The following is a 21,782-nucleotide window of genomic DNA, read 5'->3' as shown; positions in this document are numbered from 1 at the left end:
TGATGATTACTGCTGGTTTAGTGAAAACAAGCTATCCCGAAAATGATATTACATTTCTATTAAAAGATGTGACAGATGAATTTGAGGAAAGTTCTTTGGAAGAACGTGAAAAAGCGGTGCAGACAGGGGGCCATTACGCTGAGCGGCTGCCGGTCGAGTACCGGCCATCCGAGGAATACACGGAACTATATCATCAATCGGTCGAGCAGACGAAGAAACAATTGAGCCATCTTGTCGGCGTTGTAGCGAGAAGGATTCAATTGAATGCCGGAACAGAAGATATAGTACTGGTTTCTCTTGCGCGTGCCGGCAGTCCCATCGGCATATTGATCAAACGCTATGCGGAACAAATGATGGGTATGAGCTGGCCGCATTACAGCGTCTCGATTCTGCGCGATAAGGGGATAGACGAAAAAGCGATTGGTACGATTCTGAAAGCGCATCCCGGCAGTCGGGTTCAGTTTGTTGACGGCTGGACAGGAAAAGGCGCAATCCAGAAGGAATTGACGAAATCGCTCCAGTCGTTCAACCGCGAATATGGCACTGACCTGAAAGATGATATGGCTGTTCTCGCCGATCCTGGAGCTTGTGCCGTACTATTTGGCACAAGAGAAGATTTTTTGATTCCGAGCGCATGCCTGAATTCCACAGTTTCGGGTCTTGTAAGCCGAACAATCCTGAACGACCGCTATATCGGACCCGAGGATTATCATGGTGCGAAATTTTATGGCGAATTAATGGAAGAAGATTTATCGAATGACTTTGTGGATCAGGTGACAAGCTGTTTTGCCGAAACCAGCAAAATTTCCGAAGAGGAAGCATACAGCACACCAATTACTGCCGACCGCACATGGGAAGGCATGAAAGAAGTTGAAGAAATCGGCCGCAGCATGTACAGCGAAACAGATTATCATTTGGTAAAGCCAGGTGTTGGTGAAACTACGCGTGTGCTGCTACGGAGAAACCCATGGAAAGTTCTGGTCAGAGATCTGGAGCATCCGGATGTAAAACACATCCTTATTCTTGCAGAAGAAAAAGATGTTCCGGTTGAAGAGGTACCGGATTTATTCTATCGGTCAATCGGACTGATCAAATCGGGGAAAGAAATATGACGGTATTATTTGCAAGCGATCTCGACCAGACACTGATTTATTCGCGGAGATCCATGGGCAATGAAGTAAAACCGGAAGAATTGATCGAAGTCGAACGCTTTGAAGGAAAGCCGCAATCATTTATGACAGAACAAAGTCAGGCCGCTTTATGGGAATTGGAAGCAAATACTATTTTTGTTCCTGTAACCACCAGGACACGAGAGCAATACGAACGTGTGACTGGCATCTATGAAGGCAGCGAACCTCCGCAATTCGCCATCATTTCAAATGGCGCTGTCATTCTTGAAAACGGTGAACCCATTAAGGAATGGTCGACTGACATCAGGCGGCAATGCGTCCGCAGGAAGACGGTCATCGAAGAGATATTGCCGGTAATCCAACAGCATTTCAATGAAGAATGGGTGTTGCGGGTGAGACAGGCAGAAGATTGGTTTGTTTATCTGATTGTCGACAGAGCCCGTTTTCCTGAAGATAAACTTGCCTATTATACAGAGATTTTCCATAAAATCGGATGGGGAATGTCGCTGCAGGGAAGAAAGCTTTATTTGATGCCTGAAAGCATAACAAAAGCGGCTGCGATGGAGTATGTAAGAGATCGCATAAATGCAGATTACGTGATAGCCGCCGGAGATTCGCTGCTGGATTTGGATCTTTTGGAGAGCGCGGATACCGGCCTGTTAGCGGCCCACGGCGAGGCGGTCAAATCGGACGCCGATGTTTCGGAGCATATTATCGTAACAGAAGAACAAGGAATAAAAGCAGGCGAGGAAATATTGGCAAAAGTCGCGGATATTTCCCTGCAGAGCAAATAGCAAGGGGGGGAACCCATGGTTCAATTGCATCCGGTCCGTGTAAGAACATGGGATCCGGAGAAGGTTGGCGAATGGCTGAATAAGCCGGTCGTCAATCACACAGAAACGAAAGTGGAAGAGGAAGACATCACGTATCCGCAGCTTCTCGGCGAGTTTACCGGAATGCCGCTGGATGAAGATGATTATTTCGCTTCAATTTATGAAACGATGGAAGAAGCTGACGGACGGCTGATTCGCCTGTCCGGCAAGATGAACAAGCATATTGAGCAGGATCGATTGAAAGCGCTTCAGGACCTTTTTGAAATGAACCGGAAAGAAAATGGTTTATCTGCGAGCCGGATCGTCGCATTTCTTGATGGCAAAGGGTTATTGCCACGCTTGAAAGATGCCGGCTTGAACCGTCGCATCCGTTTGGTCATGATTGATGTACTCAAAGCATTTCAGGAACAATCGGGCGGCAGCACGGTGCAGTCTTCTTTCAGAAGAGTGGCGACCGATCTGGTGAAATGGACATTCAATCATATTGAGCCGGAGCTTATAAAATTGAATCTTGAAAAAGGGCTTCCCGGTTTCCTGTGGTATGGCGATGCCACGGAAAGTGAAAAATGGTTTTTGAAGCTGGCTGCAGCGTATGGTTTCCATATTGTTGTCTATGATCCGACAGGCGAGAAATGGTTCGGGAAAATGGCTGGTGAAGAAAATCTCCATAGCCACAGCTTCCAGGTGAACGCCGAAGCCCCTCCGCCTTTTCCGGAAGAAAAGCCTAAGCGCGTGGGAACGGTGGCATACCGTGCGACACAGGAAGTGGATCGGCTATTGCATCACGACGATTCAGGACTCTACAAACCGTTCCAGTTTAAATCCTATGTCACACATTCGATCCGCCTAAAAACAACGATTGATGAAGCTTTTATGCTGGCGAAAGAACGCGCCATGGTTCGTCCGTCTTTTTCGGTGGAACGCGGTGTCGTCCACATTCCAGTCGTCTTCGCCAAAGTCATGGGCATTGAGAAGGACCGGAAACGTTTCTGGGACAATATCCATAAATTGACGGAACGTGAAGACACGAAATTAGTTCGGAGCTTCCCATTTATCGAAGAACGTAAAGGCAATCAGCAATTTCATTACCGCGCAGCGCTGGACAAAAACGGCAAATTGGATGCCGAAAAAATGAAGAAAGCTAATTGGTGGCGTTACAGTAAGCTGCCGGATGGAGTTCAAACAGCGATTGGCGCCGCTATTGCGCGGCATGTCGAGAAGCCGATTTTATTGCCGCAGAACGGCGAGTCGTTTGAAGATCTTCAACTGTACGCTTTCTCCCAGTCCATGACACTTCCTGATTCTGTCATCCAATTGATCCAATTATTTGATTATCCGCAGTTTGTCCCGACTTTATTGTTCTATAATGAAGAGAAGGATGGTGAACTGAGCCGGGCTGACGCAAATGCCATAGCGCTGGTCCATAGCTTCGGACTTGATAATATCATCATCAATCCGCAAGGGCATCAGGATATCGAGCGTTGGGTGGACACAGAATCATTTGACGTGCATTGGCTAGATGAACGCAGTTTCAACGAACCGTTCCAGGAACCGTCGGTTGTACGGAAATTTCTTGGGAAATGGTTATAATTTAAAATAAGGAGGGGTTAATGATGAATACAATGCCAGACCAGATTGAACAACAGGAACTCGTCATGAAAGACGAAAATCAATTGAAAGTGCAATTGAAAAAAGATCCGGAAGTACTGCAGTTGGCTTCAAAAATCGATCCGAAAAACCAGATTGCATTATTGGAATTCGGACGCGAACCTGCAAATGAAATATCAGCCTTTACCGGGAAAGTCCTGAATTCTGTTCAAGCCAACAGCATGGAGGAATCCAGTGAGCTGTTGAAACAACTGGGCAGAATCATGGATAAATTCGATAAAAAGGACTTTGTTGAGAAGAAAGGTTTCTTGAACAAAATCTTCAATAAAGGCAATAAAATGATTGAACAGCTTTTCAATAAGTACCAAACGATGGGCACTGAAATTGATAAAGTATACGTGGAAATCACTAAATACGAATCTGAGATGAAAAAATCGACGACGACATTGGAGAACCTCTACGATCAGAATTTCCAGTATTTCATGGAACTGGAGAAATACATCGCAGCGGGTGACATTAAAGTCGAAGAACTGAAAGCAAAAGAACCGGAAGTCCGCAAGAAGGCGGAAAGCGGTGACCAAATGGCTTTGATGGAATTGAATTCATTGCAGAATGCCATCGAACTTTTGGAACAGCGCGTCTACGATTTGGAAATGGCTAAACAGGTTTCCTATCAGGCGGCTCCGCAAATCCGTATGCTGCAGCGCGGCAACACGAAGTTGATCGGGAAAATCAATTCAGCTTTCGTGACGACAATTCCGATTTTCAAAACGGGACTGATCAACGCAATCGCAGCAAAACGCCAGAATTTGGTTGCTGAATCGATGAGCGAACTGGACCGCCGCACAAATGAAATGCTGTTGAACAATGCAAATGATATTTCACGGCAATCGGTTGATATTGCGCGGATGTCCGGCCAGCCAAGCATCAAGATTGAAACGATCGAGCAGACATGGGAGACTATTATGCAAGGCATGAATGATACGCGTGCCATTGAAGATGAAAACCGCAAGATGCGTGAAGAAGGACGCCTGCGCATCGAAGAATTGCAGAAGAAATATGAAGATACTCAAAGAAAATAACTTTATCGGAGGAGATTATTAATGTCATCAATCAACCTGTCAAAAGGCCAAAAAATCGACTTAACAAAAACAAATCCGGGACTTACAAAAGTAACAGTCGGTCTCGGCTGGGACACGAATAAATACAGCGGCGGCGGAGATTTCGACCTCGACGCTTCCATCTTTCTTGTAGGTGAAAACGGTAAATCCCGCGGACCGGAAGATTTCGTTTTCTATAACAACCTGGTTGGAGGAAACGGTTCTGTTACGCATACGGGAGATAATCTGACAGGTGAAGGCGAAGGGGACGATGAGCAAGTGATCGTCGATTTGCCGAATGTGCCTGCTGAAATCCATAAAGTTGTTTTCACAGTTACAATCCATGAAGCGGACAGCCGCGGCCAGAACTTTGGCCAGGTATCCAATGCTTTCATCCGTGTCATGAACGAAAGCAATAACGAAGAAATTCTGCGTTATGACCTTGGCGAAGATTTTTCAATCGAAACAGCGCTTGTGGTTGGTGAATTATATCGCCACGGCGGCGAATGGAAATTCAATGCAATCGGCAGCGGCTACCAGGGCGGCCTTGCTGCACTGGTCAATGATTTCGGTTTAGCGTAAACAGAATCAGGATCGCTCCTCTTTTGGGGAGCGGTCTTTTTTATGCTAAAAAAATATAAAAATTTTCAAAGCAATAAGGGCACGGCTTCGAGAGGAATGAAAACGCTTCCTTATATGTCTGAATAATAAGACTTTATTGACAATAGTTTTCTATCTGTATATGATGGATTAAATTCCAATACAGACAATTATTTAGACGGAGATAAGTTTTGGGCATAGAAATCTGAAGAGAGCTGATGGATGGTGAAAATCAGCGTTTTCTTCCCGAATCAGCACTCCTGAATAGATGGGCCGAATCACAGTAGGTCTTTCCGTATCGTGCGCGTTAAGCATTGGACCAATGAGGCTGTATAACTGCAGCGAAATAGGGTGGCACCGCGAATAAAGGCTTTTCGCCCCTTGCATCTTTATGTGAGGAGTGAAGGGCCTTTTTTTCGTTCATTCCAAAGATTGCAGAGCAAAATGCAAAAGGAAGAGGGAGATTTTATGTTAACCGATCAGCAGATTTTAAGGATACCGGGGCCGAGCCCAATTCCACCAAGTGTAAGCCGGGCTATGACGCAGCCGATGATTGGCCATAGAGGACAGAGTACGTCGGAGATGCTGGCTGATATCCGGCCGAAACTGAAACGCGTTTTTGGCACGGCACAGGAAGTCCTGATTTTAACGGCAAGTGGCACTGCGGGACTGGAGGCGGCCGTGGTCAATGCGGTAGCACCAGATGATGAAGTGCTGGTCATTGTAAGTGGTGCGTTTGGGGAACGGTTCGCAGATATCTGCCGGACCTATAACATTCAAACACATATTATCGAAACAGAATGGGGAAAAGCGGCAACTGTTTCTGGTATCACTGGGGCGCTTGAAGCTCATCCAAATATTAAAGCGGTCTTCATGACTTATTGTGAAACTTCCACGGGTGTGCTGAACCCGGTAGAAAAATTGGCTGCTGAAATTAGGGGCAAATCGGAAGCAATGATTATTGTGGACGGTGTTTCCTGTGTAGGCGGTGTGGAAACAAAGATGGATGAGTGGGGACTTGATATTGTGGTGAGCGGCTCCCAAAAAGCTTTCATGCTTCCGGCAGGTCTTGCGTTTATTGGAGTAAGCGAACGTGCCTGGAATAAGATCGAAGCAAATCTACAGCCCAGGTTCTACCTGGATTTGAAAAAGCATCGGGATAATCTCATAAAAGATACAACCCCCTTTACGCCGGCGCTATCCCTCTTGTTCGGTTTGCAGAAAACACTTGAGCTGATGGAAGAAGAAGGGCTTGGAACTGTTTATGCAAGACATGAACTGTTGATGAAGATGACGAGGGCGGCTTTCAAAGCACTCGGAGTTCCGCTCCTGACAGTGGATGAAGATGCTTCTCCCACTGTAACGGCCGTTAAACCGGCAGACTTTGAAGCTGAAGTTTTACGGAATGTACTGAAAGAAGAGTTTGCCATGGAAGTGGCTGGCGGGCAGAAAGTTCTGGCGAATAAAATATTCCGAATCGGGCATATGGGCTATTGTTCACCGGCAGATTTGCTGCAGGCGATAGCCGCTATTGAAATCGCCATTGTTAAAGCAGGGAGAGAAATTGAACTGGGCAGCGGTGTCAGGGCAGCTCAACAGGAATATCTGAAAGGGGCGAATAGATGATGAAGGACTATAAAATTTTGGTGAGTGATCCCTTGAGTGAAGAAGGTATATTTCCTCTTCGCGATGCAGAAGGGTTAACAGTGGTTTTTGATACTGAACTGACTCCACAGCAACTGACAGAAAAAATTGGCGGTTTTGATGCATTGCTCGTACGCAGTAAAACCCAGGTGACGCGTGAGTTGATTGAAAAAGCGGACCGGCTGAAAATTATCGGACGCGCAGGAGTCGGAGTGGACAATATCGATTTGGAGGCGGCCACTGAAAAAGGGATTATTGTTGTAAACGCGCCAGATGGCAATACGAATTCTGCCGCGGAACATACCATTGCGATGCTGATGTCGATGGCCCGCAAGATTCCACAGGCTTTTACAGCACTTCGCAACCGGGAATGGGATCGGAAATCGTTTGTGGGTGTTGAGTTGAAAGGAAAGACTTTAGGTGTCGTTGGATTGGGTCGCATCGGAGCGGAAGTAGCTGCCAGGGCAAAAGGCCAGCGGATGAAAATCATCGCTTATGATCCTTTTTTGACGCAAGAGCGGGCTGATGAACTCGGCATCGATTTCGGAACAGTGGAAGAAGTTCTGAAAGCTTCGGATTTCATAACGGTGCATACCCCATTATTGAAGGAAACACGGCATCTGATAAATGCAGATGCTTTTAAAATAATGAAGCCCGGGGTGCAGATCATCAATTGTGCCAGAGGCGGTATCATAGATGAAAATGCCTTATACGACGCCATTAAATCCGGCAAGGTAGCAGGAGCGGCGCTGGATGTATTCGAACAGGAACCGATGGTGGATTTCCGGCTGCTCGACTTGCCTGAAGTCGTTGCGACCCCGCATCTTGGTGCCAGTACTTTTGAAGCTCAGGAAAATGTAGCAATTGATGTAAGCCTTGATGTGGTTAGTTATTTCAGCACCGGAACAGTGAGAAACTCAGTAAACCTGCCATCTGTGCCGAGTGAGATTATGAAGAAAATCGAACCTTATTTTGATCTTTCGGAGCGGTTGGGCGCTTTTTTGACAGACCTTTCGGACAGCACTGCTACCGAAGTGAACATCAGTTATTCAGGTGAACTGGCTGATTTCGAAGTTGGTCCGCTTACACGCAATGTCCTTAAAGGACTGCTAAAACGCCATTTGGGAAATCGGGTAAATGACGTCAATGCCATGTTTCTTGCACACCAGAAAGGCATTACGGTAAATGAAAGCAAATCTGCCTCTTCCAAAGGTTTCACCAATCTTATTTCTGTCGAAATCCTGACAAATGCAGGCAAGCGGAAAACGGCAGGTACTTTATTGAACGGGCAAGGCCCACGTATCGTAAAAGTTGATGATTATATCGTAGATGTAGTTCCTGAAGGGCACCTGTTGTTTATCCGCCATCACGATCGCCCTGGAGTCATCGGGCGCGTGGGGACGCTTCTTGGACAAGAAGGAGTCAATATTGCGACGATGCAGGTAGGGCGTTCAGCGGAAGGCGGAGACGCCATCATGATGCTGTCGATTGATAAGCCGGCTGAAGCTAAAAGTCTCCGCCAATTGGAGGAATTGGCGGAGATCGATAAGGTGAAAGCAGTGGATTTATAGAAGCTGCTGGTTCCTTGATTTAAAGTCCTTCCAATAACGGTATCAATTCCTGCAGATGCCGAATTTCAAAATCGGGAGAAATGGAATCATGCGCATTTTTTTGCTCCCTGTTCACCCAAACTGACTTTATGCCGGCTCTATTGGCGCCGAGAATATCGGTCAGCAGGTTGTCGCCTATCATCAGAGCCTCTGACTTTTGAGAGGTGGTTTTGGATAGTGCATATTCAAAAATGGAAGCATCCGGCTTGCCCACGCCAAAGGCACCGGAAACGATAATCGCATCGAAATAAGGAGCGATTTCTGGTGACATTGTCAGTTTGGTCTGCTGCAGGCTTGGTGAGCCGTTTGTCAGCAGCACCAATTGATAGCGGTCTTTCAATTGATCAAGTACCTGGAAAGTTTCTTCGAATATAAAGGGGTTTTTCTGGCGCATTGCCGGGAAGTAATCACTGAGTTTCTCACCAAGCTCAGCATTATCGATACCCGATTTTTTCAGGGCATTTGTCCAGGCTGAACGCCGGTAAGCCGGCATAAGCGTTTTCATGACTTGGAACTGTTCACTTTCATCATCGAATTCGCCCCATAATCCTTCGAAGGGGTTGATACCGATGGATTTGGTGAACTCATGAACTTCCGTTTCAGCGTAGGCAGCTACAGCTTCAGAGCGGATTGATTGTTCCAGCTGGCTGGCGTCCACACCGCATTGGGCTTCAGCGTATAAACAAGTTAAATGCAATGATACCTCAACGCTCTTTTTGTCCCATAATAAAGTGTCGTCCAAATCGAACATAATCGTTTTAATCATATAACTCAACTCCCCAAAGGCTTTTTTCAAGTGTACTGCACCTTCACCGGAAATCATAGAGTGGACACAATTGATTAGGCTGAAGTATTTGGAAGATGCTATTATGTTGGGAGAAGGAGTGAAGTTCATGAAAATTGCCATGGCCAATCGACCTTTAATCGAAGAAGCGGGTTATTTTATTCAAACTTGCTACGAAGAATTGGGAAAAAATGAATCAGAAATACACAGTCGAATGGACAGGATTATAGAGGAAGTTGAAGAAACAGGCACCTACACACATACATTCGAGGAGTTGGAACACGGGGCCCGGATGGCGTGGCGGAATAATAACCGCTGCATCGGCCGGCTGTTTTGGAATACATTGACTGTTTTTGACGCCAGGCATCTTGAGACTGCGGAAGACGCATTTGATGTGCTGGTGGACCATATTGAATTCGCTGCGAACGGCGGAAAAATTCGTCCGGTATTGACCGTATTCCCCGCACAACAGGGTGGTGCAGAAAAACTGCGCATCTGGAATCACCAGCTATTGCGTTACGCTGGCTATGAAAAAGATGGCGCGATAGTCGGTGACTCTTCTTCTGTCCAGTTTACAAAGCAATGCATGGACCTGGGCTGGGAGGGTCAAGGGACTGCCTTTGATATTCTTCCCATCGTAATTGAAGAAGCTGGGAAAGGTGTGAAATGTTTCGAACTTCCGGAGCAGGCAGTCATGGAAGTGGAAATTAAACACCCGGACTTTGAAGGTTTTGCCGAACTCGGGGCCAGGTGGTACGGAGTGCCGATCATATCGGATATGAAGATGGAAATTGGTGGCATCCATTATACGATGGCCCCTTTCAATGGCTGGTATATGGGCACTGAAATCGGAGCGCGCAACCTTGCAGATGAAGAGCGTTATGATTTGCTGCCGGCAGTCGCTGAGAAGATGGGCTTGGATACGAAATCGAGTCGCTCTCTTTGGAAGGATAAAGCACTTGTCGAATTGAATATAGCAGTACTGGAATCTTTTGCGGAAGCCGGCGTTACAATCGTCGACCACCATACGGCAGCCAAACAGTTCAAAAATTTTGAGAAGAAGGAAGAGATGGCCGGACGCAAGGTCACCGGAAATTGGGCATGGCTTATCCCACCAATGTCCCCGGCTACAACGCATATCTTCCATAAGCCTTATAAAAATGACATCGTCAAGCCGAACTTCTTTTATCAACAAGCACCTTATCATTCCTGAAAGAGGCATAACTTATGAAAGAATTCAAAATCACTTATTTTTTCGATGAAGAACATTATATTCGCCGGTTTATTTTTGTGGAGTCACAAGAAAAGGCGGAAGCGCTTGTCCAAAGTGAGCGGGACCAGTATATTTCGTTCACCGACAGCAGAGGGATTTATCATGAATTGGATACGGGTAAAGTAAGGGTTACCCAGATTTCAGAATATCACCGTATCGATAAAACAAAATCTTGAAAAGTGCCGGTTTGATTTCCGGCGCTTTTTCTTTTTGCAGCTTTCCTGCTGTATAGCTCGAATATACGACGGGTTTTATTATATAATAGAAGGAGTGAACGTTCTTCACATTCAAAGTTGAAAGAAAGTGGGAAACAGTATGGGACGCAAGTGGAATAATATTAAAGAGAAAAAAGCATCAAAAGATGCCAATACAAGCCGCATCTATGCGAAATTCGGACGGGAAATCTATGTCGCCGCCAAACAGGGTGAGCCGGATCCGGAATCGAACCAAGCATTGAAAGTCGTATTGGAGCGGGCGAAAACATATAGTGTACCAAAAGCGATCATTGACCGGGCGATTGAGAAAGCCAAAGGCGGATCAGAAGAAAGTTATGACGAACTTCGCTATGAAGGATTCGGGCCGAATGGTTCAATGGTGATTGTTGATACATTGACGAATAATGTTAACCGTACAGCATCCGATGTACGTGCAGCTTTCGGCAAAAACGGCGGCAATATGGGTGTCAGCGGTTCTGTCGCTTACATGTTCGATCCAACGGCGGTTATCGGCATCGAAGGCCAGAAGACGGCTGATGAAGTGCTCGAAATGATGATGGAAGCGGATATCGACGTTCGCGATGTCATTGAAGAAGAAGAAGCGGTCATCGTTTATGCCGAGCCGGATCAGTTCCATTTGGTGCAGGAAGCTTTCAAAGAAGCGGGGATTACTGATTTCAATGTAGCTGAGCTGACGATGATGGCACAGAATGATGTGGAATTGCCGGAAGACGCACAGGCACAATTTGAAAAAATGATCGATGCCATCGAGGACTTGGAAGATGTCCAACAAGTTTACCACAATGTCGATTTAGGCTAATGAGTATAGGAAAAGCGCAAGCTCCCGTTAAGCTCTGACAGGCAAGAGATGGCACAAATTATATTTGGGCCATCTCTTTGCGACGAAGCTAGCGAAGCGATGCAACGCCCTTTCATCTCTCGAAGCTAGCGCAGCGATGCAGAGACAGGAGCAATACGGGCTTAGAGCGATCAGCGAAGCGGCGTCTTTCAGCCGCATAGCGAGTGGCTTATGACCCGAAGAGCTGGGCAGCTGAAGTCTGGACAAGAGAAACAGCCCTTTTAACTTGAGGGCTGTTTTTGGTTTTTATGAAAATAATTCCAGCTGTAAGGAGTCGGTTTATCAGGTCCAATGAAGAAACGATTCCGATTATTTGCTATACTGTCCCTATCAGATGAAACGGAGGCGTTACGATGAAAGATATCTGGGAAATAAAACATTCTTCACATCGTATTCGGATAGAAAGTACTTGGGACCAAAAGAAGTTGTGGGTGGACGGAGTTCTGCAGGATGATCAGCCCGGGTTTACGTTAAGTTCACGCTTATTTGGCAAACTGCGGGATGAAAACGGAGAATTTCAGGAAATAAAAGTTTCTTTGGGATTGAGCTGCTTTTACACAAAATGTCGAATTTTTGTAGGTGACAGCCTCATCTATTCAACGGAAATCGCCTGGGAAGGATGAGAGTTTTGAATTTAAGAACTGAAAGGAGCGGTAAAGGTGAAAATCATTGATATGCATTGCGATGCTTTGTTCAAAATGCAAGTGGCAAAAAGAGATTCCCTTTACCACAAGCCGCTATTGAATTTTACAGACGCAAAAGAGCTGGATACAAACTTTCAGCGATTGCAGGCAGGCGGCGTTAAAGTACAGTTTTTTGCAATTTTCCTTCATCCGGAACTGCCTTCCGATGAAAAATGGCAGCATGCCCTTGAGCAGGTTGACCTTTTTCATACAGAAATAATCGGCAAGAATCCGCAAATGCGCCATATTGCCAGCTGGCAGGATATCAACGAGCTTAAAGATGATGAAATCGGTGCAGTGCTGACGCTTGAAGGCGCAGAGCCTGTCGGCAATGACCTGGCCAAGCTGCGGCATCTCTTTCGGTTGGGCGTTTTGTCTGTGGGGCTGACGTGGAATTATGCCAATCTCTGTGCAGACGGAGCTGGTGAGCCAAGAGGCGCAGGACTGACACTGTTTGGTAAAGATGTTGTACGGGCAAATAATGAAAACAGGATTTTTACAGATGTGTCCCATCTGTCGGAGAAGTCTTTTTGGGATGTTCTCGAACTGGCGGATTTTCCTTTTGCCAGCCATTCGAATGCACGGGCATTATGCAATCATGCGCGGAACCTGACCGATGAACAGGCCCGTGCCATGTTCCGGAGGAAGGCAATGATCAATATAGTCTTTTTTCCTTCCTTCATCAATGAAGAAAGCCACACAGCGACAATTTCTGATCTGATCCGGCATATCGACCATTTCTGTTCACTGGGCGGAGTGGAGCACATCGGTTTTGGTTCGGATTTCGACGGCATCAAATTTTATACGGATAATATGAAAAACGCAGGTGATTACCAGAAACTGATCAATGAACTGCAGAAGCATTATACTGAAACAGAAGTGGAAGGGTTTGCTTATCGGAACTTTTTAGCTCATTTACCGATTTGACTGGAAGAAGTGGACATTAAAAAGCGCTCTGCTGTAAGCAAATGCTTACAGCAGAGCGCTTTTCGTAATATCATTGGACTTTAGCAGGACCAGTCTTTTGGTGTTTATGTTTGTGGATGATAGCATTGATTTCAGCACCGATCACCAGGATCAGCCCTGTCAGGAAGAACCACAATATCAATATGATTAAACCTCCGAGACTGCCATATGTGGCACTGTAACTGCCGAAATTAGACACATAGAATGAGAATGCAAGAGATACAAGCTGCCATAACACTGTCGCTATCAATGCACCAACAATTACTTCTTTGAATGGGAAGTGCTTATTTGGTGCAATTTTGTACATGAACGCCAGAACGATACTCATTACCGCAATGGAAATGACCCAACGGAGTACTTGGAATAAAATTTCCGTCTGTGACGGCAGGTTCATGAATGAACTAATCATATCAATGATTGTTCCGCCAAAAATCGGCAATACAAGAGCTACAATAACAGCAACCAGCATGAACAATGTCAAAAGAATTGCAATACCTTTCTGTTTGATGAACGATCTTGTCTCTTCCACATCATAGGCTTCATTGGTCGCTTTGATAAATGCGCTTACCGCGTTTGATGCAGACCATAATGTACCCAGGATACCGACAGTCAATAGACCACCAGCTGGCGTTGTGACAACACTGACAATTTGTTCTTCAAATGTCGATGCAACTTCGCCGGGAAGGATCGTACCCATAAAGTCCATAACACGCTGCGGTTCGATTTGCAGATACGGCAGGATAGCCAGCAGCAGGATCAATAATGGCACGATAGCTAGTAAATAATAATAAGCCTGTGCTGCTGCAAGAATCGTGGCATTGTCTTCTTTAAACTTTGCCCCGAACTCTTTGCCGTAGGATTTTGCTTTTCCCATATTTTCAACCTCCATTTTTTAGTTTCTTTATCTTGTGTATGCCCGCTGGAACAACAGCTTAATCATAAAGCAGCATAAATAAGGTAAATGAGGAAGAAAAGCCACGGTTGGTTTTACGAATATGAATGTTGAAACACAGTATAGATATAGAAGGAAGACAATGCCCATGCAAAAAAGCAGCGAAAGGAATCTGGTTGATTCCTATCACTGCTTTATCTGTTTTCATTTTAATCCCCCAAAATATCAAGCGAGATTTTAAGGATATGATGGTTTTCCATTTTCAGTATGGACCAGCGGCAACCATTGTTTTCAAATGTGCTGCCGGTTTCAGCTTCTATCAGCTGATGCTGAACCCATCCGGCAATCGTATCAATATCCTCACTGTCGTCAAATTCAAGGCCAAAGCGCTCTTCAAGATCTTTTAACAGCACCCTGCCATTCAATAAATAGCGGTGTTCGTTTTCTTTAATAATATCCGCTTCCTCATCTTCATCAAACTCGTCCCGTATTTCTCCGACGATTTCCTCCAGAATATCTTCCATTGTGATCAAACCGGAAGTCCCTCCATATTCGTCTATTACTAATGCGATATGGGTACGGTCCTTCTGCATTTTCACTAAAGCTGTCTGAAGAGGGGTCGTTTCATGAAAATACGGCAAGCTGTGAATAAGCTCGGTCATTTGGACTGATCCATTGACTGCGAAATGAGTCAGAACTTCCTTGGCATTGATGAAACCGATCAGATCGTCTTTATCACCGTCACGAGCGATCGGGTAACGTGTAAAGCGATGTTCCCGGATTTCTTCCAGTAATTCTTCGGAGCTCAGTGAATCTGGAAATGCGATCATTTGTGTGCGCGGTACCATGACATCTTTTGCGCTGCGCTCATCAAATGCAAAGATATTCTGCATATACGATAATTCTGTCTGGTTAATCTCGCCGCTTTGAAAGCTCTGGGCCATGATAATCTTCAGCTCTTCTTCAGAATGCCCTTGCTCAGCCTGGGCCGGCTGTATACCGAATATGCGCAGCAAGAGTCGTGAAGCGCCAGTCATAATGTAAATGAACGGAGACATGACTTTTCCGAACGCATACAGAATTGGCGCAAGTGCCAGCGTCATGCGCTCAGCTGAATGCAGGGCGAGTGACTTTGGCGTCATTTCACCAATGACAACATGAAGAAAAGTTACCAATGAGAAAGCCAGGATGAAAGAGATGAATAAAGCGGACGAAGAGGGCAGACCAAAATCTCTAAAAAAAGGAAGAATCAGCTGTTCGACAGCCGGTTTACCCAGCCAGCCAAGTCCAAGCGCAGTCATCGTAATGCCAAGCTGGCAGGCGGACAGGTAGTAATCGAGATCATCCAGGATCTTTTTCGCGAGCCCGGCCCGCTTATTGCCTTCTTCGATCAACTGATCAATGCGCGACATGCGGACTTTGACTACTGCAAACTCTGCTCCGACAAATACGGCAGTAAATAAAATTAATAAAACGAATAACGCTGAATTCACTAAAAGTATGGGGTCCAATAAATTCCCTTAACTAAGGGATTCACCTCCGGGTTAATTTGTACTATATACAATTTACCACAAGGTGATTATGAAATATATGGTGAATGCTTGTGGCGCTCAAGTACCTGCAGCGTAATCGATTTAACATCCATAACGCTGTCTTCATTGATCACATCTTCAAGAAGGATGTTTTTGAAATAGCTGACGCTTGCTTCAAGCGGGATATTGAGTAATTTCGTCAGAGCGATGCGGTACATTTTAGCGAATTCAGGGTCGGCATTTCCGCGCTTCATTTCGTTGAAGGATTCATAGAATTGATCCAGTTTGTCAGCAAGCTCGAGCAGACGGCCTTCAATTGTTTCATCCTTGCCTTCTTTCATGCGGTCAGAAAACACCTGTTGAAATTCTTCAGGAATTTCCCGGGAGATGAATTTCGCCATCATCCCTTCTTCGACCTGGGCGATCATTTCTTTCAGCTCGGGTGAAGAATGTTTGACAGGTGTTTTAATGTCGCCGATAAAGACTTCGGCGAAATCGTGATTGATGGTTTTTTCGTAAAGTGATTTCCAATCGATTGCACGTCCGGCGCGTTCTTCGATCGTGGCAAAGAACATGGCGTACTGGCTGACCTTCCAGGAATGGGCAGCCACATTATGTTCTTCAAATTTAAATCTGCCTGGCGCACGGATGATACGCTCCAGATCATTCAATGAGTTAAAAAATGCATGGATTCCCATAGTTAAAACTCCTTTTTCTTTATTTCTATATCTCCACCATACCCGATTTTCCGTATAATAAAAGAGATTACAGCAGAAGGAGAATCAGCATGACTGGGAAAACACACATCATCGGCGGCATCGCAGCAAGTCTTGCATTCGCACAAATTACAAATTACGAACCGGTGCTCCTGCTTGGCGCGGGAGCAGTAGGAGCCGTGATACCGGATATCTGCCACGGAGGCAGCAAAATCGGCCGGACTTTTCCGGTTGTTTCGAAAATCATCAATACACTATTCGGCCACCGGACATTCACCCACAGTCTTATCTTTCTATTGATGGCAGCTTTATTGTTTAACGCCTTCTTGCCGAATGAGGCCATTGCAGCCGGTTTGCTGGTGGGAATGGCCAGCCATTTAGTATTGGATATGGCAACTAAAAATGGCATAAAATTATTGTTCCCATTTAAAGTCACAGTCCGTTTTCCTATTACTGCAAAAACTGGCGGAACAGCAGAATATGTTGTTTTTGCAATGTTGTCCCTGCTTTCCGTCTATTTCGGACTGTCAGCTTTTGATTTTAATCTTTGACTATGTAAGTTGAATATAAAAAAAGAAATATACCGCTTCGGCGCTTTGGACAGTGCGAAGATTATGCTCCTGCGCACTGCTCGTCGCAAAGGTTGCGCCATCTTCGTATGGCGAACCTTGCCTCCCGCAATAAGCCGAGAAGAACACTCGTCTTCTGCTCCGTCGGCATTCGCCTGCTCCGGCGACGCGCCTTTGCTGAGAGATATCTCTAAAGATATGGAGCAAAACAGCGAAGACGCCTTGGGGAACAGCGCCCTTTCATGTCTCGAAGCTAGCGAAGCGATGCAGAGACAGAAACGGAGTTGGCTTTCCAACTCCGTTTCGACGAAGGGCGAGATCCACTCGGGTTGCTCGCATAATAAGCTAGGCGTAAAAACCGTGCTCCTGCATCGCTGCGCTGCTTCGTCGCAAAGACTTAGCCTCGCAAGCGTCGGCTAATGTCTTCGTAGCTGTTTTGCGGAATATCGACTACTAAAGATTTTTAGTTCAACTTATAATGGAAGCTAGGGGTAGCTTTGTTGGCCCTGATGATTGCTCAACAACAATTGCCTCTTGTGTTTTCTTTGAATAGATTGGGGAAAGGGATAGATAAGACAATTTTCTTGGGAGGGGATCAACATGAGCAAGCAGGAATTTTCTGATCGGGAACAAGAGAACAAAAGTACCAGAAGAGGCGACCAAAAACACGGAAGTTTTGGCGGCAAGAATGCAGAACAGCGTGATGGAGAAGAGCTTCGAAAAGAAGGAGCCCACAGTAATACAGGCATAGGGGATGAAAAGATTCCCATCCGTGAAAATGAAGAAGAATAATAAAAAGACAGCTCCCTTAAAAAGTCGGGAGCTGTCTTTTTACATTTTATTGAAGAAAGAAAGAATTTGCTTTTTGGATGGTTCCTGTAAACGATAGCGCAATTCCTTATTCTGTGTATTGACAATATGGTAAGCCGGGTTTTCAGCTACAGTAAATTTCCAATGTGGCTTTGTATTTTTTTTGGTGATTTTCAGCTCAGGAGGCATCATTTTATCAATGAAGCTTTCAAGCTTGGCCATGAGAAAGGTATCCATATATCGGACAATAAGATATCCCTGTTGTTTTTCTGGATCATATTTCGCCAAAGTAAAATCGCTGACGTCAAATCCTTTTTCATATCGCTGGACAGACGGTGATAACACAAATGTATCCTCATTTGTAAATACAGCCGAATTGCCCTGTTGCTTCAGCCCGAGTTCTTCTACCAAAAAATCTTTATTGACCAGACTCATTTCTCGTGCAGTAGCCATGTTATTCCTCCTTACAAAAATCTTTGTATACCTATTATAACACTCTTTCCTTAGGAAAGGGTTTTGAACCCTCTCGATTGGTTGTATTCAAGAAAAAATCAGCAGAACATTAACAATTTATGTAAAATAATCGGAATTTTCATAATGTATAAGTGATTCTGTAATAATATTATGCGGAAATCGTCATGAAAAACCAGCAAAAAAGTATAGCTTTTTTGCTGGCGGGCAGATTTTTTTTAGATGATGGATTTTTATCAAACAGGAAAGAAAACATGTAAAGCGATAGAACCTAAAGATACAAGTATTCCTGAGATTATACAAAAAACAATAGTAGGTTTGAAAACTTCAGAATTCTGTCCTTTGATTCCAGCTGTACTTGTACCTAAAATTACATTGGAGGGTGAAATGGAATTCCCTATTGCACCTCCGGCAGATTGTGCAGCAATGACATGGGCGACACTCAACCCCTCCATATTATTCGCTACATTCTCGTGTAACGGTGAAAAAAGAATATTTGAAGATGCGTTGGAAGAAGTCATAAACGAACCGGTGATGCCAATAAGGTTTGCCAGTGCCATGTAAATAATAGGAGTGGATACCTCTCCAATGCCGAGTGCCAGTACGGTAGTCTGTCCTGAGTGTTCAAGAACTTGTGACATGGCAAGAAAAGCTAAAATTGAAAGAGAGGCTGCCTGTCCATCACTCCATATATCTTTACGTATCTTTGAAAGGGTATTTTCCTCATAAACATTTTTCGACTTGAACCAAAAGTAGCCGAAAATGGAAGCTATTAATAAATAGGTCCCTGGATGGGTGAGTGGTGCAATAGGGGAATACGAATTTTCCCCTTCAACCTCATACCCATATCCTGTTTCCGCACCAGGAAAGGGGATGCCAACATCCAGGTTATCCAGTGTGCTCTGTATAAATGGAATTCCTAGCATGATGACTGATAGGACCATCAACACATAGTAAGGCATAAATGCCTGGTTCATTGTCAAAGGCACATCTTCTTCTTCTGAATCCTTGTCCTGCAAAATTTCGGTCTTATCCTCGAGGTCAGTCTTTTCACTGTATCTCTCCCATTTTGAAAGAAAGTAAAGAGCCCCAAGCGCGATGATAGTCGGAATAAAGTTGCTGAGGGAAGGGTTGACCTGAGAGAGAGCTACTTGGCCGCCGCCGTGAATAAGGGAAATAACCAAGACAGCCCATATTCCTTCTTTTACTCCCTTCCACTTGGCGAAAAGCCAGCAAATCATAATTCCGGCGATTAGATTGGGTATCCAAAGCAGCAGTGCTGTATAGAAAGCCGCCAAGGCCTGAGACTGGAGATCAACGATATTTACAGTGGCAATCCAGGCGACAGCCAATGTCCCGAACGTGTTTCCCCAAGCGTGGCCGATCAAAGGGATAACAACCGCAGTCACGGGTTTTACGCCAATTCCGATTAACAGCGGAGCAACAACGGCTATGGGTGCCCCGAAGCCGGTGATGCCCTGCAGAAAAGAAGCGAACACCCATCCAAAAGCCAGAACAAGAAACAAGTAATTTTTGCTGTACTCTAATATTCCTTTACGAATCGCTTTGAAAGCACCCGCTTTATCTGTAACCTGGTAAAGCAGAAGGGCGGGCCAGACAACCAGCAGGATGAAAAATGCATCCCATGCTCCCTTTCCTATCCCTATCAAAGCCATATCAAATGGTGTTTGATAGAGAAGAAGGGATGTTGCCAGAGCAATTGCTAAAGCAATTGCTCCAGAAACCGGTGCAGAAAGCTCTATCCATATAAGCATAATTAGCAGAGCCGCAAGGGGGAGTAAGGCAATAAGCCAATAAGTGATAGTGATAGGTAAATTATGATCCATCATGTACGCTCCTTATTTATCAGCCTGGGAAAAAGAGATGCAGAACAATGGAAGCGGCAGAGACGAGCAAGCCTGTAATAAGACAGAACACTATTGTCGGTTTGAACACTTCAGCATCCTTGCCTTTTATTCCGGCAGTACTCGTGCCTAAAACTACGTTAGCAGGAGCGATGGCATTTCCTATTGCACCGCCAGCTGATTGGGCAGCCAAAACATGTGCAAGGCTGAGTCCTTCCATGCTGTTCACTACACTTTCATGCAGAGGAGAAAACAGGATATTAGAAGACGTATTGGAAGACGTCATGAATGCCCCTGTAATTCCTATCAGATTTGCCAATGCGACATAAACTACAGGCGGTGAAACTTCTCCGATACCTAACGCAAGAACGGTCGTTTGTCCCGAATGTTCAAGCACCTGTGTCATTGTCAGGAAAGCGATTATGGCGATTGAAGCACTAACGCCGTTATCAGTAACACCCTTTCGAATTTCTGACAGTGCTCCTTTATCATAAGCTCCCTTGGACTTAAACCAGAAATACGCGATTACTGAAGAAATCAGCAAATAGGTACCTGGATGCGTCAATGGCTCAATTGGTGAATACGAATCAACACCTGCTATTGTAAAGTCATAGCCGGTTTCAATCCCTGGGAAAGGAATGCCAAAGTTTAATTGGCTGAGGAAATCCTGGATGAAAGGAATTCCCAAGGCTAAAACAGACAAAATGGTCAGTGCATAATAAGGTAAGAATGCCTGATTAAGAGACATATCTGATTCTTCTTCGCTCTCAGAATCTGTGTCTTCCAAAATATCTGTTTCTTCCTCCAGTTCAGTCTGTTCACTGTAGCGGTTCCATTTTGCCAAAAGGAACAAAGCCCCGAGTGCCACAATGGTAGGAATAAAATTACTCAGTGTGGGGTTGACTTGGGTCAAAGCCACTTGGCCTCCGCCATGAATCAGTGAAATAATAAGTACGGCCCATAAGCCTTCTTTGATGCCTTTCCATTTGGCGAAAAGCCAGCAAATCATCAGTCCGCCAACGAGATTGGGAATCCATAAAAGAATTGCCATATATAGAGCAGCGAGAGCAGGATTTTCGAAATCCACAATATTATTGGTGGCAAGCCAACTCACGGCCAAAGTTCCGAACATATTTGCCCAGGCATGGCCAATCAAAGGTATGACCACCGCTGTGACAGGTTTTACACCGATACCAATCAATAAAGGTGCTACAACAGCAATTGGTGCACCAAAACCGGCAATTCCCTGGAGAAAAGATGCGAAAACCCAGCCAAAAGCGAGAACCAGGAATAGATAATTCTTGCTGTATTCCTGGATTCCCTGTCGGATTGCTTTGAATGCTCCTGCTTTATCCGTGACCTGGTAAAGCAATAGGGCTGGCCAGACAACCAGCAATATAAAGAACGCATCCCAAGCTCCTTTGCCTATTCCAACCAAAGCTGCATCAAAAGGAGTCTGATAAAACAGAAAAGCTGTAGCAAGGGCAATCGCCAATGCAATGCCTCCAGAAACCGATGCCGACCATCTTAGCAGCACAAGCATGACAAGCAGAGCTGCCAAAGGCAATAACGCGATTAGCCAATAGACAAGTGTGATGGGTAAATTATGTTCCATCTTCTCA

At 45.2% G+C, this 21,782-nt stretch carries 22 protein-coding genes and 1 other annotated feature; of the genes, 14 read left to right on the top strand and 8 right to left on the bottom strand.

Annotation, left to right across the window (positions count from 1 at the left end; translation table 11 throughout):
- Positions 1 to 2 precede the first annotated feature (2 nt).
- The 7 genes from DP120_RS01235 (at position 3) to serA (ending at position 8,486) form a co-directional block, all read left to right on the top strand.
- Positions 3 to 1,112, top strand: coding sequence for a cysteine protease StiP family protein (locus DP120_RS01235; protein WP_112221368.1), 1,110 nt, complete (start codon positions 3 to 5; stop codon positions 1,110 to 1,112).
- Positions 1,109 to 1,924 carry an HAD hydrolase family protein gene (locus DP120_RS01230; RefSeq protein WP_112221367.1) on the top strand — a complete coding sequence of 272 codons (816 nt, stop codon included), beginning with the start codon at positions 1,109 to 1,111 and terminating at the stop codon, positions 1,922 to 1,924. The genes DP120_RS01235 and DP120_RS01230 overlap by 4 nt, the downstream gene beginning before the upstream one ends.
- A 15-nt stretch (positions 1,925 to 1,939) precedes the next feature.
- On the top strand, positions 1,940 to 3,553 hold the full coding sequence (locus tag DP120_RS01225) for a YceG family protein (protein ID WP_112221366.1): 1,614 nt from the start codon (positions 1,940 to 1,942) through the stop codon (positions 3,551 to 3,553).
- Positions 3,554 to 3,576: 23 nt separating this feature from the next.
- A complete protein-coding gene (locus DP120_RS01220; RefSeq protein ID WP_112221365.1) occupies positions 3,577 to 4,653 on the top strand; it encodes a toxic anion resistance protein in 1,077 nt (358 codons plus the stop codon).
- 21 nt (positions 4,654 to 4,674) lie between these two features.
- On the top strand, positions 4,675 to 5,253 hold the full coding sequence (locus DP120_RS01215; protein WP_112221364.1) for a TerD family protein: 579 nt from the start codon (positions 4,675 to 4,677) through the stop codon (positions 5,251 to 5,253).
- A 184-nt stretch (positions 5,254 to 5,437) separates the two neighbouring features.
- Positions 5,438 to 5,656: a binding site (T-box leader), on the top strand.
- Positions 5,657 to 5,739: 83 nt separating this feature from the next.
- Positions 5,740 to 6,897, top strand: coding sequence for a pyridoxal-phosphate-dependent aminotransferase family protein (locus DP120_RS01210; protein WP_112221363.1), 1,158 nt, complete (start codon positions 5,740 to 5,742; stop codon positions 6,895 to 6,897).
- Positions 6,897 to 8,486 (top strand): phosphoglycerate dehydrogenase, encoded by a 1,590-nt coding sequence (serA, locus tag DP120_RS01205; RefSeq protein ID WP_112222263.1) that lies wholly within the window; start codon positions 6,897 to 6,899, stop codon positions 8,484 to 8,486. Before DP120_RS01210 ends, serA begins: the two co-directional genes overlap by 1 nt.
- A 19-nt stretch (positions 8,487 to 8,505) precedes the next feature.
- Here the strand turns inward: serA and DP120_RS01200 are convergent, their stop codons facing one another.
- Positions 8,506 to 9,291, bottom strand: coding sequence for an HAD family hydrolase (locus DP120_RS01200; RefSeq protein ID WP_112221362.1), 786 nt, complete (start codon positions 9,289 to 9,291; stop codon positions 8,506 to 8,508).
- Positions 9,292 to 9,418: 127 nt separating this feature from the next.
- On the opposite strand from DP120_RS01200, the gene DP120_RS01195 reads away from it, so the two are divergent.
- The 5 genes from DP120_RS01195 to DP120_RS01175 all read left to right on the top strand — a co-directional run bounded on the left by DP120_RS01195 (position 9,419) and on the right by DP120_RS01175 (position 13,266).
- Entirely contained in the window at positions 9,419 to 10,522 is a 1,104-nt protein-coding gene (locus DP120_RS01195; RefSeq protein ID WP_276310387.1) for a nitric oxide synthase oxygenase, read from the top strand.
- 14 nt (positions 10,523 to 10,536) lie between these two features.
- Positions 10,537 to 10,758: a hypothetical protein gene (locus DP120_RS01190; protein ID WP_112221361.1), complete on the top strand. Its 222-nt coding sequence runs from the start codon at positions 10,537 to 10,539 to the stop codon at positions 10,756 to 10,758.
- A 139-nt stretch (positions 10,759 to 10,897) separates the two neighbouring features.
- Positions 10,898 to 11,617: a YebC/PmpR family DNA-binding transcriptional regulator gene (locus DP120_RS01185; protein ID WP_112221360.1), complete on the top strand. Its 720-nt coding sequence runs from the start codon at positions 10,898 to 10,900 to the stop codon at positions 11,615 to 11,617.
- A gap of 392 nt (positions 11,618 to 12,009) precedes the next feature.
- Positions 12,010 to 12,279, top strand: coding sequence for a hypothetical protein (locus DP120_RS01180; RefSeq protein ID WP_112221359.1), 270 nt, complete (start codon positions 12,010 to 12,012; stop codon positions 12,277 to 12,279).
- 36 nt (positions 12,280 to 12,315) lie between these two features.
- Entirely contained in the window at positions 12,316 to 13,266 is a 951-nt protein-coding gene (locus tag DP120_RS01175) for a dipeptidase (protein WP_112221358.1), read from the top strand.
- A gap of 70 nt (positions 13,267 to 13,336) precedes the next feature.
- Here DP120_RS01175 and DP120_RS01170 read toward each other — a convergent pair whose 3' ends face one another.
- From DP120_RS01170 to DP120_RS01160, 4 genes are all read right to left on the bottom strand, one after another.
- Positions 13,337 to 14,179, bottom strand: coding sequence for a YihY/virulence factor BrkB family protein (locus tag DP120_RS01170; protein ID WP_112221357.1), 843 nt, complete (start codon positions 14,177 to 14,179; stop codon positions 13,337 to 13,339).
- A gap of 58 nt (positions 14,180 to 14,237) precedes the next feature.
- Entirely contained in the window at positions 14,238 to 14,405 is a 168-nt protein-coding gene (locus DP120_RS18315) for a hypothetical protein (RefSeq protein WP_165843686.1), read from the bottom strand.
- 1 nt (position 14,406) lies between these two features.
- Positions 14,407 to 15,690, bottom strand: a complete 1,284-nt coding sequence (locus DP120_RS01165; protein WP_112222259.1) for a hemolysin family protein — start codon at positions 15,688 to 15,690, stop codon at positions 14,407 to 14,409.
- Between the two features lie 86 nt (positions 15,691 to 15,776).
- Positions 15,777 to 16,427 carry a YfbR-like 5'-deoxynucleotidase gene (locus DP120_RS01160; protein WP_112221356.1) on the bottom strand — a complete coding sequence of 217 codons (651 nt, stop codon included), beginning with the start codon at positions 16,425 to 16,427 and terminating at the stop codon, positions 15,777 to 15,779.
- 89 nt (positions 16,428 to 16,516) lie between these two features.
- Between DP120_RS01160 and DP120_RS01155 the strand changes: the two genes are divergently transcribed.
- On the top strand, positions 16,517 to 16,996 hold the full coding sequence (locus DP120_RS01155; RefSeq protein ID WP_112221355.1) for a metal-dependent hydrolase: 480 nt from the start codon (positions 16,517 to 16,519) through the stop codon (positions 16,994 to 16,996).
- A gap of 618 nt (positions 16,997 to 17,614) precedes the next feature.
- Complete coding sequence (locus DP120_RS01150; RefSeq protein WP_112221354.1) at positions 17,615 to 17,806, top strand: hypothetical protein; 192 nt, start codon at positions 17,615 to 17,617, stop codon at positions 17,804 to 17,806.
- Positions 17,807 to 17,845: 39 nt separating this feature from the next.
- On the opposite strand, the gene DP120_RS01145 is transcribed toward DP120_RS01150, so the two are convergent.
- The 3 genes from DP120_RS01145 to DP120_RS01135 all read right to left on the bottom strand — a co-directional run bounded on the left by DP120_RS01145 (position 17,846) and on the right by DP120_RS01135 (position 21,775).
- The gene (locus DP120_RS01145; protein WP_112221353.1) at positions 17,846 to 18,277 is read right to left on the bottom strand and encodes a hypothetical protein; all 432 of its coding nucleotides are present in this window, start codon (positions 18,275 to 18,277) and stop codon (positions 17,846 to 17,848) included.
- Positions 18,278 to 18,531: 254 nt separating this feature from the next.
- On the bottom strand, positions 18,532 to 20,142 hold the full coding sequence (locus tag DP120_RS01140) for an L-lactate permease (protein ID WP_112221352.1): 1,611 nt from the start codon (positions 20,140 to 20,142) through the stop codon (positions 18,532 to 18,534).
- Positions 20,143 to 20,161: 19 nt separating this feature from the next.
- Complete coding sequence (locus DP120_RS01135) at positions 20,162 to 21,775, bottom strand: L-lactate permease (protein WP_112221351.1); 1,614 nt, start codon at positions 21,773 to 21,775, stop codon at positions 20,162 to 20,164.
- Between the last annotated feature and the right edge of the window lie 7 nt (positions 21,776 to 21,782).

It is taken from the genome of Planococcus halotolerans (genome assembly GCF_003289955.1).
Taxonomy (GTDB): domain Bacteria; phylum Bacillota; class Bacilli; order Bacillales_A; family Planococcaceae; genus Planococcus; species Planococcus halotolerans.
This window is presented reverse-complemented; position numbering and strand designations above follow the sequence as displayed.

What these genes read in the sequence shown, in the direction of transcription:
- serA (WP_112222263.1), top strand. Translation starts at nt 6,897, where the DNA reads ATGAAGGACTATAAAATTTTGGTGAGTGATCCCTTGAGTGAAGAAGGT.
- DP120_RS01145 (WP_112221353.1), bottom strand. Translation starts at nt 18,277, where the DNA reads ATGGCTACTGCACGAGAAATGAGTCTGGTCAATAAAGATTTTTTGGTA.
- DP120_RS01200 (WP_112221362.1), bottom strand. Translation starts at nt 9,291, where the DNA reads ATGATTAAAACGATTATGTTCGATTTGGACGACACTTTATTATGGGAC.
- DP120_RS01140 (WP_112221352.1), bottom strand. Translation starts at nt 20,142, where the DNA reads ATGGATCATAATTTACCTATCACTATCACTTATTGGCTTATTGCCTTA.
- DP120_RS01185 (WP_112221360.1), top strand. Translation starts at nt 10,898, where the DNA reads ATGGGACGCAAGTGGAATAATATTAAAGAGAAAAAAGCATCAAAAGAT.
- DP120_RS01215 (WP_112221364.1), top strand. Translation starts at nt 4,675, where the DNA reads ATGTCATCAATCAACCTGTCAAAAGGCCAAAAAATCGACTTAACAAAA.
- DP120_RS18315 (WP_165843686.1), bottom strand. Translation starts at nt 14,405, where the DNA reads ATGAAAACAGATAAAGCAGTGATAGGAATCAACCAGATTCCTTTCGCT.
- DP120_RS01135 (WP_112221351.1), bottom strand. Translation starts at nt 21,775, where the DNA reads ATGGAACATAATTTACCCATCACACTTGTCTATTGGCTAATCGCGTTA.
- DP120_RS01190 (WP_112221361.1), top strand. Translation starts at nt 10,537, where the DNA reads ATGAAAGAATTCAAAATCACTTATTTTTTCGATGAAGAACATTATATT.
- DP120_RS01155 (WP_112221355.1), top strand. Translation starts at nt 16,517, where the DNA reads ATGACTGGGAAAACACACATCATCGGCGGCATCGCAGCAAGTCTTGCA.
- DP120_RS01150 (WP_112221354.1), top strand. Translation starts at nt 17,615, where the DNA reads ATGAGCAAGCAGGAATTTTCTGATCGGGAACAAGAGAACAAAAGTACC.
- DP120_RS01235 (WP_112221368.1), top strand. Translation starts at nt 3, where the DNA reads ATGATTACTGCTGGTTTAGTGAAAACAAGCTATCCCGAAAATGATATT.
- DP120_RS01170 (WP_112221357.1), bottom strand. Translation starts at nt 14,179, where the DNA reads ATGGGAAAAGCAAAATCCTACGGCAAAGAGTTCGGGGCAAAGTTTAAA.
- DP120_RS01160 (WP_112221356.1), bottom strand. Translation starts at nt 16,427, where the DNA reads ATGGGAATCCATGCATTTTTTAACTCATTGAATGATCTGGAGCGTATC.
- DP120_RS01225 (WP_112221366.1), top strand. Translation starts at nt 1,940, where the DNA reads ATGGTTCAATTGCATCCGGTCCGTGTAAGAACATGGGATCCGGAGAAG.
- DP120_RS01230 (WP_112221367.1), top strand. Translation starts at nt 1,109, where the DNA reads ATGACGGTATTATTTGCAAGCGATCTCGACCAGACACTGATTTATTCG.
- DP120_RS01180 (WP_112221359.1), top strand. Translation starts at nt 12,010, where the DNA reads ATGAAAGATATCTGGGAAATAAAACATTCTTCACATCGTATTCGGATA.
- DP120_RS01220 (WP_112221365.1), top strand. Translation starts at nt 3,577, where the DNA reads ATGAATACAATGCCAGACCAGATTGAACAACAGGAACTCGTCATGAAA.
- DP120_RS01210 (WP_112221363.1), top strand. Translation starts at nt 5,740, where the DNA reads ATGTTAACCGATCAGCAGATTTTAAGGATACCGGGGCCGAGCCCAATT.
- DP120_RS01195 (WP_276310387.1), top strand. Translation starts at nt 9,419, where the DNA reads ATGAAAATTGCCATGGCCAATCGACCTTTAATCGAAGAAGCGGGTTAT.